This is a genomic window from Streptomyces mirabilis, assembly GCF_039503195.1.
GTDB lineage: Bacteria > Actinomycetota > Actinomycetes > Streptomycetales > Streptomycetaceae > Streptomyces > Streptomyces mirabilis_D.
Window position 1 is genome coordinate 3971706 of record NZ_JBCJKP010000001.1, and the last position, 16353, is coordinate 3988058.

Consider the following 16353-nt stretch of genomic DNA (forward strand, 5'->3'; position numbering starts at 1 on the left):
GCCGACGACGTGCTCGGCCGAGTCGTCGTGGGGTGCTGGGCGGCGCAGCCAGGGAAACCACGAGACGGCAGCCGCCCGACGGCCCCTCCAGGGACAGGGCGAGGGCAGGGACCGAGAACCCGCCCCGCACACCACGAAATTCCGGGGCACGGCCGGACGAGGCAGTACGGCTGATGCCCTGCCGCATGAAGCCGGTGTGAGAAGTCCTGCCACTCGTACAGCGATTGGACGAGGTGGGGGGCCAACCTGGGATTCCTTGGTGCGATGTTCGTCGACCAGCGGAAGCACCTCGCGCCAGTTCTCGCAGGTCTATGGAGCTTCCGCGGCGCATGTGCCCTGGATGTACCCTCGCGGCCTCTAACGCAGCGCATCCACAAGGCTTCCTACAAGGCCTTGGCGTCGTCGAGGGCTCGACGGCGTGAAGACGTGGCAGGTAGCCCGGGTTTCCAGTCGGCGGCCCAGGCGCGGCCGGCGACAGCGTCCCCGTCCTGCTCCCGACCTGCGCCCGCTGCATCGTCAGCCGGCTCGCCGAGCTCCAGCAGCGCGTCGAAGCGCCTCAGCGGCTGCCGACGACACTCCCGTCCCAGAGCGACCGCTTCCCGATTTTCGGGAAGTTTTCGGGAAGGCCACCCGCGCAGAGACCGGACAAAAGCGGCTCCAGCCACACTGTCGCCGACTCGGCCAGGGGGTCCGGCACAACCACTCTGCCAGGCTCGTCAAGTCGCCCCTGACCAGCAAAAAGGCCCTCCCAGAGGGAGGGCTCTCAGTGGCGCCCCCGGCAGGACTCGAACCTGCGGCCAAGCGCTTAGAAGGCGCCTGCTCTATCCACTGAGCTACGGGGGCCAGGTGTGGTGGCCGGTTTCGTGGTGCCCGGGTGTGGGCCGATCCGTGACCTTGCCGGGGACAAGGATAGGGCTCCCGGGTCCTTGTCCCTGGCGCTTCGCCTCCGTGGCTCAATGTGGAGGTTCAGTGAAGCGGTCCTGATAATCGCAGGCAGGTACGAATCGTGCACCGCTTTTGGCCTCTCGCGCATCGGGTGTTGTGCACTCGTTATGCCTGCGCCCCAGTCGTCCCTTCCGCCCTGTGTGTCCTGTCGGCGCGCAGACATAGCCATATGCTTCAGAAAGGCTCCAAAATTGGGCATTCTTCGCATGTGGTGACCTTGGACGTACGGCCTCAGCTGCTCGACGCACTCTCCGCCCTGCGCGACCGTGTCGCCGCCGCACGCTTCCCGCTGCCCCTGGCGGGGGCTCCACGCGCGCGTGCCAATCGCGACGAACTGCTCGCACAACTAGACGACTATTTGGTGCCCCGGTTGAGGGAACCCGAAGCACCGCTTCTCGCCGTGATCGGCGGGTCGACGGGAGCGGGGAAGTCCACTCTCGTCAACTCCCTCGTCGGACGCCGGGTCAGCGAGGCCGGCGTCTTGCGGCCGACGACCCGGACGCCGGTACTGGTGTGCCATCCGGAGGACCATCACTGGTTCAGTGGAATGCGGGTGCTGCCCGACCTCACGCGCGCGTGGGTGCCCCACCAGGAACCCGGCGACGACCTTCAGGCCCTCATGGAGCACGGGGAACGGGTGCTGCGTATCGAAACCGCCGACACCCTCCCCCGGGGCCTCGCCCTGCTCGACGCGCCCGACATCGACTCCCTGGTCGCCGACAACCGCGTACTTGCCGCCGAACTGATCTGCGCTGCCGACATCTGGGTCATGGTGACCACGGCCGCGCGGTACGCCGACGCCGTGCCGTGGCACCTGCTGCGTACGGCCAAGGAGCACAAGGCGACCCTGGTGACCGTTCTCGACCGGGTGCCCCACCAGGTGGTATCCGAGGTGTCGCGGCAGTACGGCGCCCTGCTCACCAAGGCCGGGCTCGGCGAGGTGCCCCGCTTCACCGTGCCGGAACTGCCCGAGTCCGCGTGGGGCGGCGGCCTGCTGCCCGCCACGGCCGTCGCGCCGCTGCGCACGTGGCTCGTCCACCAGGCGCAGGACCCCGGCGCCCGACACGCGACGATGGCCCGTACGGCCCAAGGACTCCTCGACTCGCTCAAGGCCCGGATGCCTGAGCTCGCCGGTGCGGCCGCCGCGCAGTACGCGGCCGCGCTGCGGCTCACCGCCGCCGTCGACGGGGCGTACGACAGCGAGCACGCGCGCGTGAAGGGGCGTCTGCAAACCGGTGCCGTGCTCTCCGGGGACGCGCTCAAGCGGTGGCGCGCCTACCCGCTCGACTGCACCGCGGGTGAACTGCTCGACTCGCTCGTCGAGAGCCTGGCCGCACTCCTGCTGTGCGCCGTCACGGCCGCCGACGAGCGCGTGGACGACGCCTGGCGGCGCGAACCGGCCTCGGGTGCTCCGGGGCTGACGGACCGTGATCCGACGCTGGAGAGCGCCGAGCACCGGATCGGGGTGTCCGTACGGCGTTGGCGGCGGGTCCTGGAGGAGTACGCCGAGGAAGAGGTCGGCCGCCTCGACAAGAGCGTGGCACCGGACGCCGAGGTCGTCGCCGCGCTGGTGGCCACCGCGCTCCTGGGCGGCCACAGGGCACGCAACGCGGGCGAGGGGCTCGCCGAGCGGCTCGGCGCGCACGGCGCCCTGCGGCTGCGCGAGAGGGGCGGGCGCCTCCTTGCCGAGTACCTCGACAGGGCCCTGCACACCGAGCGCGAGCGCCGTCTCGCCCCGCTCGACGCCCTCGACGTGCACCCAGAGCCCCAGGCCGAACTCATCGCCGCGCTGTCCGTACTGCAGAAGGAGAGGTGACCGCGGTGACTGCCGTCACAGACCACACGGATCACGCCGACCACACCGGAGACGATTCCCCCGAAGACGGCACGTCCGATCACGGAATGTCCGGTCACGACGCGTCCGACCAGGGAAGTTCCGAAAACGGGCGCCCTGAAGCCTCTCGTTCCGAGACCGACTCCCCGGAGGCCTTCGCCACGGAGGCCGGGGACGCCGAGCCCGCCGCCGAGGAGGCCGCGAGGGCGGCTCCCCCGGAGTCCGTGACGAAGGCGCAGCCGGAGGGAAAAGCCGGGACGGAGACGGAAGCGAAGGCGGGGACGGAGACAGAGGCGGAGGACGCCGAGCGGGCCCAGGAGTCCGCCTTCGATGCCCCGCGGGGCGGCGCGCACACACGCGTGAAGGACGACGCCGGGCACCCACGGGTGAAGACCGACGACGGCGGTACCCGTGCCGAGTCGGAGACCGCCTGGGACGACGGGCTGATCGCCCGCCGCGTGTCCGAGACGGCCCCCGGCCAGGAGGCACACGCCCCGTCCCTGGTCCTGGAGACCAAGACCGCCGTACAGGCCCCGCCGCTCCCGCTCGCGTACGACGCACCCCTGAGGTCGCGCCTTGACGCGCTCCGCGAGCTGGTGGGGTCGTCGCGCACCCGGCTGGACAGCAGGACGCTCGCCGAGGCGAGCCGGGTCCTCGACGAGGCGACGGCGCGCCGCAAACTGTCCGGTGAGCACACTGTGGTCGCCATCGCCGGAGCCACCGGCAGCGGCAAGTCGCAGCTCTTCAACGCGCTCGCCGGGGTGGCCATCTCGGAGACGGGCGTGCGCCGGCCCACCACCGCGGCGCCCATCGCGTGCAGCTGGAGCGACGGCGCGGCGACCCTCATCGACCGGCTCGGCATCCCGGGACGACTGCGCAGACGTCCCCTGCAGAGCCCCGAGGCGGAGGCGCAACTGCGCGGCCTCGTCCTGGTCGACCTGCCCGACCACGACTCCGCGGCCGTCCAGCACCGGGAGCAGGTGGACCGCATCCTGGCGCTCGTCGACGCGGTCATCTGGGTCGTCGACCCCGAGAAGTACGCGGACGCCATGCTCCACGAGCGGTATCTGCGGCCCATGGCGGGCCACGGGGAGGTCACCTTCGTGGTCCTCAACCAGGTGGACCGGCTGCCCGGCGAGGCCGCCGACCAGGTCCTCGACGATCTGCGACGACTGCTCGACGAGGACGGGATCGCACTGGGCGAGTACGGCGAACCGGGCGCGACCGTGATGGCGCTGTCCGCGCTCACCGGGGACGGCATCGGCGAACTGCGCGAGTCGCTCGGCCAGTTCCTGGCCGAGCGGGGCGCCGCCGCCCGTCGGATTTCGGCCGATCTCGACGCGGCCGCCGCGCGCCTGCGTCCCGTCTACTCGACCGGACGGCGTACGGGGCTCAGCGAGGAGGCGCGCGACGAGTTCGCGGACCGGCTCGCGGACGCGGTGGGCGCCACGGCGGCCGGCCAGGCGGCCGAGCGCGCGTGGCGCCGCAACGCCAACCGCGCGTGCGGCACCCCCTGGCTGCGGCTGTGGCGCTGGGTCCAGGACCGCGAGGACTCGACGACGGGCCGTCTGTCGGTACGGGCACCCGCGGACGAGGAGGCCACGGCCCGGCAGCGCGTCGAACAGGCGGTGCGCACGGTGGCGGACCGCGCGGCCCGCGGGCTGCCCGCGCCCTGGGCGCAGGCGGTGCGTGAGGCGGCCGTGCGCGGTGCGCAGGGGCTGTCGGAGGCGCTGGACGAGATGGCGACGCGCGCCACGACACCGGTGGGGCGGCCGCCGCGGCCCGGTTGGTGGCCGGCCGCCGTGCTCGCACAGGCCTCGATGACGATTCTTCAGATCATCGGCGGGCTGTGGCTGCTGGGGCAGATCATCGGATTCATGGCGCCGAACCTCGGGGTGCCGGTGCTGCTGATGTTGGCGGGCATCATCGGCGGCCCCGCCGTCGAGTGGGGCAGCAGGATGGCGGCGCGCGGACCGGCCAAGCGGTACGGGCTCGAAGCGGAACGGCGACTGCGCGAGGCAGCCGCCGGGTGCGGGAGGGCGCGGGTACTCGATCCGGTGGCGGCGGAGTTGCTGCGATATCGGGAGGTACGTGAGCAGTACGGGCGGGTCACGGGGGCGTCGGCGCCGGTCGGATGACGAGGAACCACTCCACGGGCTGAAGAGCCTCCACCCCTTCGGGTGACGCGGTTGTCCACAACCCGCCGGTAGCGCACAGGGCTCAGCAGGCCCGGCCCGACGAAGGCAGTCTGAACTCGCGGCGATCGCAGCGCATGCGAGCGCCGCGACAGACGCATTCGTACGGGAGAGGGGTCGGGCATGAACGAGACGATGGTGTGCGCGGTGGGGAACGTGGCGACACAGCCGGTCTACCGAGACTTGGCGAACGGCGCGTCGGCGAGGTTCCGCCTGGCGGTGACGGCGCGGTACTGGGACCGCGAGAAGAGCGCCTGGACGGACGGGCACACCAATTTCTTCACCGTGTGGGCGAACCGCGCGCTCGCCACCAACGTGGGGGCATCGCTGTCGGTGGGCGATCCCGTCATCGTGCAGGGCAGGTTGAAGGTGCGTACCGAGGTACGCGAAGGGCAGAGCTGGACGTCGGCGGACATCGACGCGGTGGCCATCGGCCACGACCTCTCGCGCGGCACCTCGGCCTTCCGGCGCCCGAACAAGGAAGGGGACACAACTGCGTCCCCCCGGCCCGAGCCCAACTGGGAGACGGAGCCGGAGAGTCGTTCCCTGGACGTCTCCCAACAGCAGCCGGAACCCGCCGGAGTGACCTGACGTCAGATGTGAGATCGCACTGGCCGGACGACCTGACCGAACTGCGGCTTATCGACAAATCCGTTCCGGACAGTCCCCGTTGATTTGTCGATAAGCGCAGCTCACAGGCTCGCCGACCGATAACGATTCCGATTCGGATCGGTTATCCGACGGCAGGACCGGGAAGCGCGGTGCGCCCACGTCCTTAGGATGCCGGGCATAGCTCACGGGGCTTCTGATTCTGCTGGCGGGACCGTCCCCCCATGTCAACGGGTCCTGCTCGAAGGGGAATTCTGTGTTTTCTTCGTTCTCTGCGTGGTCCGCGCGCAGGCGAGGGGCCACTCGCCTCGCCGCCGCGACGTTGGTGTCGGGGCTCGTCGCCGCGGGGGCGTTGGCCACCGCCGGTGCGGCCGCCGCCGACGATGCCCCGCGGAGTCAGGGCGGCGCGACCGCGACCATCGGCGGTCTGAAGACGTACGGGGCCGCGGTGGTCCACGACAACGGCGTGGACCAGCAGGTGTCCGCCGGCCTGTTCGAGATGTCCGTCGACGGCGGCGGCATGCTGCAGACGTACTGCATCGACCTCCACAACCCGACCCAGCGGGACGCCCAGTACCAGGAGACCTCCTGGAGCGGCACCTCGCTGAACGGCAACAAGGACGCCGGCAAGATCCTCTGGATCCTGCAGCACTCCTACCCACAGGTGAACGACCTCGCGGCGCTGGCCGACATGGCCGGCGCGCACGGCCTCACCGAGCAGGACGCGGCGGCTGGCACCCAGGTGGCCATCTGGCGGTACTCGGACGGCGCCGACGTGGACGCGCTGGACCCGCAGGCGGAGAAGCTTGCCGACTACCTGCAGAAGAACGCACGGAACGTGGCGGAGCCCAAGGCCTCGCTGACCCTCGACCCGCCCGCGGTCTCCGGTCACGCCGGCGAGAGGCTCGGCCCGATCACGGTGCACACCGACGCGGACAGCGTGACGGTGACGCCGCCCGCGGACGCCGCCGCCAGTGGGGTGAAGGTCGTCGGCAAGGACGGCAAGGCGATCACCTCGGCGACGGACGGCAGCCGGCTCTACTTCGACGTGCCGAAGGACGGCACGGACGGCTCGGCGGCGCTGACCGTGCAGGCGTCGACGACCGTGCCGGTCGGCCGGGCCTTCGCCTCGGGGACCCGCAGCCAGACACAGATCCTCGCGGGTTCCAGCGAGTCGACGGTCTCGGCGACGGCGACCGCGAACTGGGCCAAGGCAGGCCCGATACCGGCACTGTCCGCCACGACGAACTGTGCCAAGGGCGGCGTGGACGTCACGGCGACCGTCACGGGCGACGCGCCGTTCACCTTCGAGCTGATGGGGGCCGAGCACACCGTCGCCGCGGGCAAGTCCCTGACGGTGACGGTCCCGCTGCAGGAGGACCAGGCGTACGACTTCACGCTGACGGGTCCGAACGGTTTCGAGAAGCACTTCACCGGCATGCTCGACTGCAAGACACAGGGCAGCACGAGTGGCATCACGACCCAGACCGTCGGTGAGCCGAGCCCGGCCCTGGCGAGCGCCGACTCCACCGGGGGCACCAACCTCGCCGAGACCGGTGGCTCCGGCGCGACCCCGATCATCGCGGGCATCGCCGTCGCCCTGGTCGTGATCGGCGGCGCGGCGGTGTTCCTCCTCCGCAAGAAGAAGGCACCGGCGCAGAACTGAGCACGGCGACACCGCACCTTGGCAACTCAACAGTGAGTGACCGCGACACGGTGACTCAGTGAGCCGCGGCCCCGGCCCGCCCCCAGGCGACCGGGGCCGCGTCCCCTTCCTGCCGCGCCCGTCAGGCCATCGCGCCGACCAGCTCGCGCCGCTCGGGCAGTCCACAGCGTTCGGCGTCGGACAGCGAGGCGATCAGGGCGCTGCGGGCACGGGCCACGCGTGAGCGGACCGTACCTATGGGGCAGTCGCTCACCAGGGCCGCCTCCGCGTACGGCAGTCCGAGAAGCTGGGTCAGCACGAAGGCCTCGCGCCGTTCCTCGGGCAGTTCGGCCAGCAGTTCGTCGAGTGCGATGCCGTCGTCGAAGCCCGGCAGGCCGCGCGGCTGGGCGCGTTCGGCGGCGAGCTGCCAGTCGTCGGAGTCGGCCAGCCGGGGCCGGGCCGCCGCGGTGCGGAAACTGTCGATCACGGCCCGGCGCGCGATGGCCAGCAGCCAGGTACGGGCCGAGGAACGGCCCTCGAAGCGGTGCAGGCTGCCGAGGGCGCGCAGGAAGGTGTCCTGGGCCAGGTCGTCGGCGGTCTGCGGGTCCGCGCCCAGATAGGTGACGTAACGGCGTACGTCGCGGTGCAGGGCGCGCACGAACTGGTCGACGGCGTCGGGGTCACCGGCGCGGGCGGCCAGCGCCCAGGCCGTCAGCGACGCGTCACGTGAGGTGGGCAGGGCAGGAGTGGTCACCTGGTGTCCTTCTCGGGTCATCCGGGATCCGGACCCGGCGCGCGAGGGCGGCCCGAGGGTCCGGTGAGCGAAACCGGCCGCACGAGGGCGTGCGGCCGAGGCCCGGGGCGCACAGGGGCGGCCTCGGGGAACCGGCTGTCTTCAGACGACAGCGGTCCCGGCGGGCGGACCCCGAGAAGTGATCGCGTGGACGAGAAGGAGCCGGCGCGGCGCGCGGACGGAGCGGTCGCGGCGGGCGCGCGGACGCGGGCGGCTGACCGGCGCGGGCAGCGCGAGCGGCAGCCGCAGCGGGGCTGCCAACAGGCCGGCGAGGGCGCGCAGGACACGGAAGACGGCGCGCTCTCCGTGCGCGAGCCAGAGGCCGCAGAGCAGGGCGGCCAGCAGGTGGGCGGCGAGCATGCCGAGCGAGGACGACGTGCCGTCCGCCGCGTGACCCAGGTGATCCATGGCGCCCATGTCCATGGCGTCCATGCGCGTCGAGTCCATGGGCAGGGAGTTCGGGGACATAGAACTCATGGACATGGGACCCGTGGGCATGGAGTTCATGTCGTGGCCGGTGAAGACCGAGGCCGCCGCACCCCACACTCCCAGGGAGCCCGACGACTGCGCGAGCGAGAACACCGAGTGGAGTGCCGCCTGCGCCGCGACCACCGCGGACACGATCAGGGGCAGTCCGCGTTCCCGGCTGGCCAGATACCAGCCCGCGCCGCCGATCACCGCGCCCGAGGCGCCCAACGCCCACCAGGGCACCGTGCCGCCGGACATCATCACGTGCCCCAGGGCGGCGAGCAGCACACAGACGACCGCGAACACCGCGGCCCGTACCGTGCGAGAACACCACCCAGCAGTCATGGCGGGCTCATCCTCGCATCCGGGCAACAGGCTTCATGGGAGGGTACGGAAATTTCTCACCCCCCACTCATGCGCGGGCTCAACTCTCGTCGGACGCGCGGTGTTCACGAGCGAGCTGGTGGGCGAATCCGTCCCGCCGACGGAGGGCGAGGTCGGCGGGACGGCAACCGCTCAGCGGGTGGTCATCGGCCGGTGAGAGCCAATGGGAGCCGGTGAGAACCGGCGAGAACCGGTGAGAGGGCGCTCGCCTACTCGGAGCGGGCACCCCGGCCGCGCGCCAGGGTGTAGCCGGCCGCGGCCAGGCCCAGGAGGCCCACGACCAGTCCGGCGATGCCCAAGCCACGGGCCGTGGAGTCACTGCTCGACGTCGAGTCGGCCGCGACGGCCGGCGCCGAGCTCGACGACGAGGACGAGGCAGAGCCCGACGCCGAGTCCGAGGTCCCGTCGGAACCCTTCCCCGCGTCCTGGGCGGTCAGGGTGAGCACCGGCGCCGGGTTCTCCGGCTCGTCCGCGCCCTTCTTCGCCTCCTCGATCCAGCGGACGACGTTGCCGTCCGAGTAGGTCTGCAGGGTCTTGAAGCTCAACTGGTCGGTGTCGTCGGGCAGCTGGCCGAAGGCGACGTTGAAGTCCTGGTACTGGCCGTGCCGGATCCGGCCGCCGGTCCAGGTGACCTCCGAGACGGCCTCGGTGATGGTGCCGTCGTCGGTCTTGACGGGGGTCTTGAGCTTCGTGGTCGTCACCTGCGCCGTCCAGCCCTCCTGAGGGGTGACGAGCACGCCGAGGACCGGGTGGTCCGTCGGCAGGAAGACCTGCACCTTCGTGGTGCTGGCGGTGTCCTCCTCGTTGGGGACGCGGAAGGTGAGAACACCGTCCGTGGCTCCCTTGGCGTAGGTCTCGGGGTGGACCGTCACATGCGCGAAGGCGACGCCCGCGGCGGCCAGGACACCGGCGGTGGTGAAGGCTGCGACAAGGCCGGCGCGGCGCAGGGTGGTGCGAATCGGGGACATCAGCGGAACTCCGTACTGGTGGGGATGCGGTCAGGGCGTGTACGCGAGCCCTGCCGGCGGTCCCCGACGGGAGACCGCGTGGCGCAGCAGCAGTTGCCGAAGCGGCCGGGGTTCCCGCGCGGTCCGGCGTACGACGGCCGGCCGGGTCGGTACGGCGGACCACCCCGCGCGCACCCGCCACCAGGCGGCGAGCCCCGCTACGAGCGTCGCGGCCCGTCGCAGCACGGACCAGAACGCGGCTTCACCGCGCCGCAGCCACCAGGTCGCGAGGAGCGCGGCGACGACGTGGGCGGCGGTGGCGTGCGGTGTCATGGCGTGCCCTGCCGGGTTCGCCATGTGCGCGCCGTGCGTGTCCATCGCCATCCGCGGGCCGGCCGCCTCGAAGGCGAGATGCAGTCCGGCCTGGGCGGCCAGCATCCCGCCGCCGATCCCGACGAGCGAGCGTTCGCGTCCGCCCAGCACCCAGCCGGCCGAGAAGACGGCGAGGAGTCCGGCGCCGTCCGCCCACAGCGGAGGCGCCTGACCGGTGGCGAGCCTGTGCCCTCCGGCGGCCAGCAGCACGCACAGCACGGCGAACACCGCCGCGCGCAGGCTCCGTACCTCTGGGGACGCACTCATGAAGCCCAGATACTGCCATGGCGGGCGAACGGCCGTCGCGGCTTCCCCAGCAGCTGCTTCCTCCGAGGCCGTCCGGGGGCCACGAAACGCCACTCGGGCAGGGGCCGATCGACCCGGGGAGGGAGGGAGGAACCTGACATAGCGCTTCGCTGTGTCGTGCTCGACGACTACCCGGGCATAGCGACCGAGGTCGCCGATGGGTCGCCGGTGGCGGCCGACGTGGAGGTCGCGCCCGTCGGCCGACCGGCAAACCCCTGACCGCCCGCAACCCGGCCGACGTTGGAGAACCCGACCACCGCGCCGGGACCCACCATGCTCCTAGGTCGCATCGGCGATCGGCAGCGCGGTGAGCGCCCTCAACGGCACGCCACTGTTTTCAGCATCGCTCACCCCCCCACAGCAGCCTCGCTGGTGGCATCACACCGTCCCCGGTTCGTTGCGCCCGAACCGCCGGCCCACCCACAGCGGCACGCCTTCGACCGGGTGGCCCACATCCCCCTGCGATATCCGACTCCATGGCCGTCTCAACGCACCCCGATCGAGCAGGTCGCGGACCACCACCGCCCTGACGCAGCATCAGCCCGCTGGATGCGAAACGGGCACGCCGACCAGGACAGGTGGAGAAGCACAACCGGAGTGCTACTCCCCCTCTGCCATGCCGACGTTCGCCCCGGGCACCGTCGTCAGAAGTGGTCCGAGGACGGCGACCTGAGGGAGCTTCAGGTCCGGCAGACCGTAGTGGTCGGGGTTGGGTGCGCCGAGCGGGGTGTCCGCGGCCAGCCCCGGCGTCAACGTGGTCAGATCGGCGGCGGGCGCGTCCGCCCCGAGGTGATCGAAGCCGTGCCCGAGGAGGTTCGGAAGGGGCGTGCGCAAACCCGCCCCGGGCAGTCCGGCGTCGAGCGGAAGTCGCGGCACCGCCCGGTCGGGGAGCAGTCGGCCCTCGACGTACCGCGGTCCCTCGGGTCCGCCCGGCATCGGCACCGGAAGCTCCCCGGCGATCTTGGGCGTCTGCAGGTTGAGGGCGCGCCCCACGCCGTCCAGAGGTACGGGGACGGGAACCTTTTCGGCCGCGACGGCCGGCGTCACGGCGGCGACACCCATCGCTGCCGCCACGCCGGTGACGACGGCGACAAGAGTTCCTCGAGTGGTCGACTTCATCTCAGGTACGGTCCCTTTCAGGAATCAGTGGATCTGTGTCCATACCGGGTAACGATCCTGAGAACGCCTCCAGTTCAGGATTCCCCTGACGGACCCAATAGTCAGCTCGTCCAGAAATTCCACCAGCGGGTCAGGATCAGCATCCCGATGATCCCGATGTGCGCGACCGGCAGGACCCAGGTGAATTCTCCGAGGAATCCCCGCAACCAGCCGGGCGCGGGCAGAAACTCATGCCGTACGTTGAACGACGTCACGTACCAGAACATGATGATCGTGGCGACCCAGGCCAGCGAGCACCACAGGCACAGGGAGTTGATCCGGTACAGCGACTGGAACTGCAGCCAGGTGCAGAATCCGACGCCGAAGAGGGTGCCCGCGTTGAAGGTCAGCCAGTACCAGCGCGGGTAGGTGGCCCGCGCGAGCAGACTCATCCCGACGCAGATCACGATGCCGTACGCCACCAGGCCGAGCATCGGGTTGGGGAACCCGAAGGCCGCGGCCTGCTTGCTCTTCATGATGTTGCCGCAGGAGACGACCGGGTTGAGGCTGCATCCCGGCACGAAGTTCGGGTTCTCCAGCAGCTTGAACTTGTCGATCGTGATGACCCACGCGGCGAGCAGACCGGCCGCACCGGTGATCACGAGCAGAAGGGCGAACGCAGGGCTGCCCCCCGCGGTCCGCACCCTCGCGGCGCCGCCCGCGGTCCGTGTCATCAGCCGCGCAAACTGTGCGCGGGCAGGAGTACGTGGGCCGCGCTGAGCAGGATCTCCTCGTTGCCCGCGAAGGCCGCCAGGCTCTCCGGCTCGACGGGCTTGCCGGGCTCGGCCTCGGGCCAGGCGCGGGTGGCGAACAGAAAGTAGGCGTAGCCCCGTTCACCGACTGCCGCGAGCCACTCGGGCGGCACGACGCACTGAGCGTTGAGGTACGGCATCGTGACGACGGCCTGGCCCGCCTCGACAAGGAGGGTGAGGGGCAGGCTCGGCTGCCGGGTCCCGTCGAGTAGCGAGTCGCCGACGGGCAGACCGTTGTTCCGCAGCAACTGCTCGATGGCGGCCGTGGCGGCCTCTGGGCCGCCTTCACCGTCGCCCAGGGAGTAGGCGAGGAGATAGGGCATGTCGCCGTCGGGCACTTCACCGCTGAAGGCGATGACGGCGAGCGTGCCGAGGTCGACGGCCCGGAAAGGACGCGCTTGGCTTGAGGTTGAGGTCACCGCGGAACCTTATCGACGCGCCCGAACGGGCCCGGCCGATTTCTCACCCGAATGGCCGATGACCGACGGGCGACCACACGAATGGGGGACGCTCCTCGAACAACGCGAAGGGCCGACTCCGCGGGTACGGAATCAGCCCTTTCAGTCCGCGTGCGACGTCAATCGAGGAGGCACGACGTCACTTGTTGTCGCACGCGTTCCCAAACGCCGGGTTCAACGCGCCGATGACGTTGACGCTGAGGCCACAGGCGTTCACCGGAACGTCCACGGGTACCTGAATGACGTTGCCGGAGGCGACACCGGGGGAATTGGCCGCCGCGCCCTGCGCGCCGGTATCGGCGACGGCACTGCCCGCGGCGGCACCCGCGGCCATTCCGGCGGTGGCGAAAATGAGAGCGGCCTTCTTGGCAAGGTTCATCGTCCGTCCTTTCCTTGGCGACTTGCTTCAGCCTAGGGATGAGTTCGCAGGCCTTTCGGGAAGACACGCGATGAAGTGATTCCCTTTCCCTGAAGCGACTGGCTGCGGAGGGAACCGATCAGCTCCGAAGAGGCAGTCCGCCGAGGAGCCGCGCGGGCCCGCCGGTCGTGTTGAGCGCCTTCGTCGCGCCACTCAGGGCATTGAGCACCGAACTCTTGTTCTCGGTGTCGAGCGCGTTCGACTGATGCTGCAGGGGCTGCACATCCTTCAGGCTGAGCGAGCGCTGGCTGGCGATGGTCTCCAGTGCGCTGTTGAGACTGGTGGGCGTGAGGTCGGAGGCCTCGACGGCAAAGGCGGGCGCGGCGACACCAGCGATGATCACGGACCCGGCAACGACAGCGGCGGCATTCAGGGACTTCATCGTGCTCCTTTCTTCGGTGACAGGTGCCACCGGAGGGAATTTCCGCTTTTTCCGGACTGACTAACGAGACCCGGACGCGAAGGAAACCCTGTGCGGACGATTCCCGCACCCCACCCGAACGTCCAACCCGCGATGAACAGCGTGTGGTCGGCGACTCGTCCAGGGCCGCGGCCCGGCGCGCTCCCCGGTTCGGGCGCCCCGTGTCAGGACAGCCGGCGCACCCACTCGCGGAGAGCAGGGGTGGCTCTCCTTGGCGACGGCCCAGGGCGCGCTCCGGCGTGACCCCGGCGACGACGTAGACAAGGGCCGGCACCACAGCGTTGACCGTCGGCAGCGCCACGGTGACCCGGTCGTCACCGACGAGGAGCCGCGCAAGGGCCTTGAACCCGCTTTCCCCAATCGGGACAACGCGGACCGGCCGCCCTCCCGTTGGGGAAGGCGGCCGGCAGAAGGTTGGCGCTGACGTCAGCCGTTGGCGCAGGTGTTGCCGAACGCGGGGTTCAGCAGACCGATGACGTTCACGGTGTTCCCGCAGACGTTGACCGGAACGTGGATGGGCACCTGCAGAACGTTGCCCGACAGGACACCAGGGGATTGGGCCGCCGAGCCGGTTGCGCCGCTGTCGGCGGCAGCGATGCCGGCGGTGCCCGCCACAGCAGCGGCGGCAACGGAGGTCAGGGCCAGGCCCTTCGCGATACGCGACATGGAGAAGTGCTCCTTGGAATCGTCACAACGTCCGGGCGAGATGCCCGGTGCTGGAATCAACGCGCAGGACACGCACGAGTTGCGCCTCCAAAGGAGTGATCCCACCATCACCGAACTCCACCATTCCGATACATTCATGAGATTTAACTGACAAACGCAGTGAGTGACTGGAGCCGAAAACCTCCCGCAGCTCCTCGCCAAGGGGATGCCGGAATCAGGATCGGAATACCGACCTGGAATCGGGCCTCGGCCACCCAACGGGAGTTGGACCCCGCGTAGGAGGTGGCAGGCGTACCGGGCCACCTGAAGACCGAACGCCTCGTCGCAGCCTCGCGGTTCGGGGCGAGCTGCGAGCAGCTCGGACTGTCGGCCGACGAACTGCGCAGGAGCCCGGCGGCGGCTGCGCGCGGGCCCGGGCGGCGAGCGGGTCCCAGCACCCACAGGCCGGCGCGGGCGGGACGCGGCCATGCGCATCCAAGCCGGCGCCAAGGGGCGGAAGGACGTAGAGGACAGCACAATTGGGTGCCGGGCGCGGCGAAGCGTCCGGCACCCAGAGCGTCGTACTACCGGCGGGAGGCGACTCGACCTCGTCGGTACAGGACGGCTCCGCCGAGCAGCAGCGCGGCGCCGGCGGCGGAGGCCCCGAGCACGTTCTCACTGCCGGTGTGCGCCAGGGTGGGCGGATTCTCGGAGGGAGAAACGGGCAGGACCGGCTGCCCGACGGTCCGCGAGGGGGTGACAGGCGTCACCGGCGGAACGGTCGGAGGCGTCACCGGCGGGACAGTCGGAGGCGTCACCGGCGGAACGGTCGGAGGCGTCACCGGCGGGACAGTCGGAGGCGTCACCGGCGGAACGGTCGGAGGCGTCACCGGCGGAACGGTCGGAGGCGTCACCGGCGGAACGGTCGGAGGCGTCACCGGCGGAACGGTCGGAGGCGTCACCGGCGGAACGGTCGGAGGCGTCACCGGCGGGACAGTCGGAGGCGTCACCGGCGGGGTGTTGACGCTGCCCCCGTGCTCGTTCCCGCACCTGTTGCCGAACGCCGGGTTCAGCAGGGCGACGACGTCGACCGAGTTGCCGCACGCGTTCACCGGAACGTCCACCGGGGCCTGGGCATGGTTGCCCGACAAGACGCCGGGCGAGCCCTGGGTCCTGCCGGACGCCAGGGAGCCGGAGGAGTTGCCCTGCGAACCCGAGCCGTTGGCGCAGGAGTTCCCGAAGGTCGGGTTGAGCGCGCCGATCACGTTGACAGTGTTGCCGCAGGCGTTCACCGGCACGTGCACCGGAACCTGAACGCTGTTGCCCGACGCGACGCCGGGTGAGTCCATAGCGCTGGCGTCCGCGTGCGAGTCAGCGAACACGGGGGTGCCGTACAGGGACAGGATGCTCGTCGCGGCCGCGGCCACGACCATTCCCCTACTCAGGTTCTGTCGCAATCTCGTTGTCTTCCTGCTTGAAAGAAGTGAGGAAAGCCGGCCTTGGAGCCGAAAGAGCGACCCAAGGCCGACCGTGATGCAGCCGGGAAGGCTGGTGCTGTCGCGTCAGCCGTTGGCGCAGCTGTTGCCGAACGCCGGGTTCAGCAGGGCGACGACGTCGACCGTGTTGCCGCACACGTTGACGGGGACGTGAATGGGGACCTGAATCACATTGCCCGAGAGGACACCCGGCGAGCCGACGGCGGAACCCTCGGCGCCGGCGTCCGCGAAGGCCGGGGCGCCCATCCCCAGGGCCATGATCGCGCCGGCGACAACAGCAGCGCTCTTCTTGTGCTTCACGTAATTTCCCTTCTCTGCGGTCGTGGTCCTATGACGGCCGAAACCGAGCGAGCACACCTTGAGCGGCCCGCACCACGACCTGCAGTCTGTAAACGATGGAGGACCGTCCGAAGAAACTAAAGAACGTGCGCCGCTTGGGAATTCACTCGAATCGCCCCACATTCGAATCGGCACCGAGATGCACACGAACACCCATACGGGAAGGAA

The 16353-nt window shown here is 70.5% G+C and carries 16 protein-coding genes and 1 tRNA gene; 4 read left to right on the plus strand and 13 right to left on the minus strand.

Annotation, left to right across the window (positions count from 1 at the left end):
• Nucleotides 1-767: 767 nt before the first annotated feature.
• Nucleotides 768-843: transfer RNA gene (locus AAFF41_RS18545), tRNA-Arg, on the minus strand.
• A gap of 310 nt (nucleotides 844-1153) precedes the next feature.
• Between AAFF41_RS18545 and AAFF41_RS18550 the strand changes: the two genes are divergently transcribed.
• The 4 genes from AAFF41_RS18550 to AAFF41_RS18565 all read left to right on the plus strand — a co-directional run bounded on the left by AAFF41_RS18550 (nucleotide 1154) and on the right by AAFF41_RS18565 (nucleotide 7249).
• Complete coding sequence (locus tag AAFF41_RS18550) at nucleotides 1154-2761, plus strand: dynamin family protein (protein WP_343324253.1); 1608 nt, start codon at nucleotides 1154-1156, stop codon at nucleotides 2759-2761.
• Between the two features lie 5 nt (nucleotides 2762-2766).
• Nucleotides 2767-4917: a GTPase gene (locus AAFF41_RS18555; RefSeq protein ID WP_343324254.1), complete on the plus strand. Its 2151-nt coding sequence runs from the start codon at nucleotides 2767-2769 to the stop codon at nucleotides 4915-4917.
• A 180-nt stretch (nucleotides 4918-5097) separates the two neighbouring features.
• Nucleotides 5098-5565, plus strand: coding sequence for a single-stranded DNA-binding protein (locus AAFF41_RS18560; protein ID WP_060901942.1), 468 nt, complete (start codon nucleotides 5098-5100; stop codon nucleotides 5563-5565).
• 274 nt (nucleotides 5566-5839) lie between these two features.
• Nucleotides 5840-7249, plus strand: coding sequence for a Cys-Gln thioester bond-forming surface protein (locus AAFF41_RS18565; RefSeq protein WP_343324255.1), 1410 nt, complete (start codon nucleotides 5840-5842; stop codon nucleotides 7247-7249).
• Between the two features lie 121 nt (nucleotides 7250-7370).
• Here the strand turns inward: AAFF41_RS18565 and AAFF41_RS18570 are convergent, their stop codons facing one another.
• The 12 genes from AAFF41_RS18570 to AAFF41_RS18625 form a co-directional block, all read right to left on the minus strand.
• Nucleotides 7371-8003, minus strand: coding sequence for a sigma-70 family RNA polymerase sigma factor (locus AAFF41_RS18570; protein ID WP_060901944.1), 633 nt, complete (start codon nucleotides 8001-8003; stop codon nucleotides 7371-7373).
• Nucleotides 8004-8123: 120 nt separating this feature from the next.
• On the minus strand, nucleotides 8124-8834 hold the full coding sequence (locus AAFF41_RS18575; RefSeq protein WP_343324256.1) for a hypothetical protein: 711 nt from the start codon (nucleotides 8832-8834) through the stop codon (nucleotides 8124-8126).
• A 248-nt stretch (nucleotides 8835-9082) separates the two neighbouring features.
• Complete coding sequence (locus AAFF41_RS18580; protein ID WP_343324257.1) at nucleotides 9083-9841, minus strand: YcnI family copper-binding membrane protein; 759 nt, start codon at nucleotides 9839-9841, stop codon at nucleotides 9083-9085.
• 30 nt (nucleotides 9842-9871) lie between these two features.
• On the minus strand, nucleotides 9872-10459 hold the full coding sequence (locus AAFF41_RS18585; protein WP_343324258.1) for a hypothetical protein: 588 nt from the start codon (nucleotides 10457-10459) through the stop codon (nucleotides 9872-9874).
• Between the two features lie 639 nt (nucleotides 10460-11098).
• On the minus strand, nucleotides 11099-11617 hold the full coding sequence (locus tag AAFF41_RS18590) for a hypothetical protein (protein ID WP_343324259.1): 519 nt from the start codon (nucleotides 11615-11617) through the stop codon (nucleotides 11099-11101).
• A 101-nt stretch (nucleotides 11618-11718) separates the two neighbouring features.
• On the minus strand, nucleotides 11719-12330 hold the full coding sequence (locus AAFF41_RS18595; protein WP_343324260.1) for a vitamin K epoxide reductase family protein: 612 nt from the start codon (nucleotides 12328-12330) through the stop codon (nucleotides 11719-11721).
• Complete coding sequence (locus AAFF41_RS18600) at nucleotides 12330-12827, minus strand: DUF5949 family protein (RefSeq protein WP_099922571.1); 498 nt, start codon at nucleotides 12825-12827, stop codon at nucleotides 12330-12332. Before AAFF41_RS18600 ends, AAFF41_RS18595 begins: the two co-directional genes overlap by 1 nt.
• A 178-nt stretch (nucleotides 12828-13005) precedes the next feature.
• The gene (locus AAFF41_RS18605; protein WP_343324261.1) at nucleotides 13006-13245 is read right to left on the minus strand and encodes a chaplin; all 240 of its coding nucleotides are present in this window, start codon (nucleotides 13243-13245) and stop codon (nucleotides 13006-13008) included.
• 118 nt (nucleotides 13246-13363) lie between these two features.
• Nucleotides 13364-13666 (minus strand): hypothetical protein, encoded by a 303-nt coding sequence (locus tag AAFF41_RS18610; protein WP_343324262.1) that lies wholly within the window; start codon nucleotides 13664-13666, stop codon nucleotides 13364-13366.
• A gap of 465 nt (nucleotides 13667-14131) precedes the next feature.
• The gene (locus AAFF41_RS18615; RefSeq protein WP_060900577.1) at nucleotides 14132-14371 is read right to left on the minus strand and encodes a chaplin; all 240 of its coding nucleotides are present in this window, start codon (nucleotides 14369-14371) and stop codon (nucleotides 14132-14134) included.
• A 563-nt stretch (nucleotides 14372-14934) separates the two neighbouring features.
• Nucleotides 14935-15807, minus strand: coding sequence for a chaplin (locus AAFF41_RS18620; RefSeq protein ID WP_388416390.1), 873 nt, complete (start codon nucleotides 15805-15807; stop codon nucleotides 14935-14937).
• Between the two features lie 105 nt (nucleotides 15808-15912).
• A complete protein-coding gene (locus tag AAFF41_RS18625) occupies nucleotides 15913-16104 on the minus strand; it encodes a chaplin (protein WP_343326312.1) in 192 nt (63 codons plus the stop codon).
• Nucleotides 16105-16353 lie beyond the last annotated feature (249 nt).

Bases quoted from the DNA above. Each gene is read 5' to 3' on its own strand.
- AAFF41_RS18585 (WP_343324258.1), bottom strand. From the start codon at position 10,459: ATGAGTGCGTCCCCAGAGGTACGGAGCCTGCGCGCGGCGGTGTTCGCC.
- AAFF41_RS18605 (WP_343324261.1), bottom strand. From the start codon at position 13,245: ATGAACCTTGCCAAGAAGGCCGCTCTCATTTTCGCCACCGCCGGAATG.
- AAFF41_RS18615 (WP_060900577.1), bottom strand. From the start codon at position 14,371: ATGTCGCGTATCGCGAAGGGCCTGGCCCTGACCTCCGTTGCCGCCGCT.
- AAFF41_RS18560 (WP_060901942.1), top strand. From the start codon at position 5,098: ATGAACGAGACGATGGTGTGCGCGGTGGGGAACGTGGCGACACAGCCG.
- AAFF41_RS18580 (WP_343324257.1), bottom strand. From the start codon at position 9,841: ATGTCCCCGATTCGCACCACCCTGCGCCGCGCCGGCCTTGTCGCAGCC.
- AAFF41_RS18625 (WP_343326312.1), bottom strand. From the start codon at position 16,104: ATGGCCCTGGGGATGGGCGCCCCGGCCTTCGCGGACGCCGGCGCCGAG.
- AAFF41_RS18610 (WP_343324262.1), bottom strand. From the start codon at position 13,666: ATGAAGTCCCTGAATGCCGCCGCTGTCGTTGCCGGGTCCGTGATCATC.
- AAFF41_RS18575 (WP_343324256.1), bottom strand. From the start codon at position 8,834: ATGACTGCTGGGTGGTGTTCTCGCACGGTACGGGCCGCGGTGTTCGCG.
- AAFF41_RS18570 (WP_060901944.1), bottom strand. From the start codon at position 8,003: ATGACCCGAGAAGGACACCAGGTGACCACTCCTGCCCTGCCCACCTCA.
- AAFF41_RS18590 (WP_343324259.1), bottom strand. From the start codon at position 11,617: ATGAAGTCGACCACTCGAGGAACTCTTGTCGCCGTCGTCACCGGCGTG.
- AAFF41_RS18595 (WP_343324260.1), bottom strand. From the start codon at position 12,330: ATGACACGGACCGCGGGCGGCGCCGCGAGGGTGCGGACCGCGGGGGGC.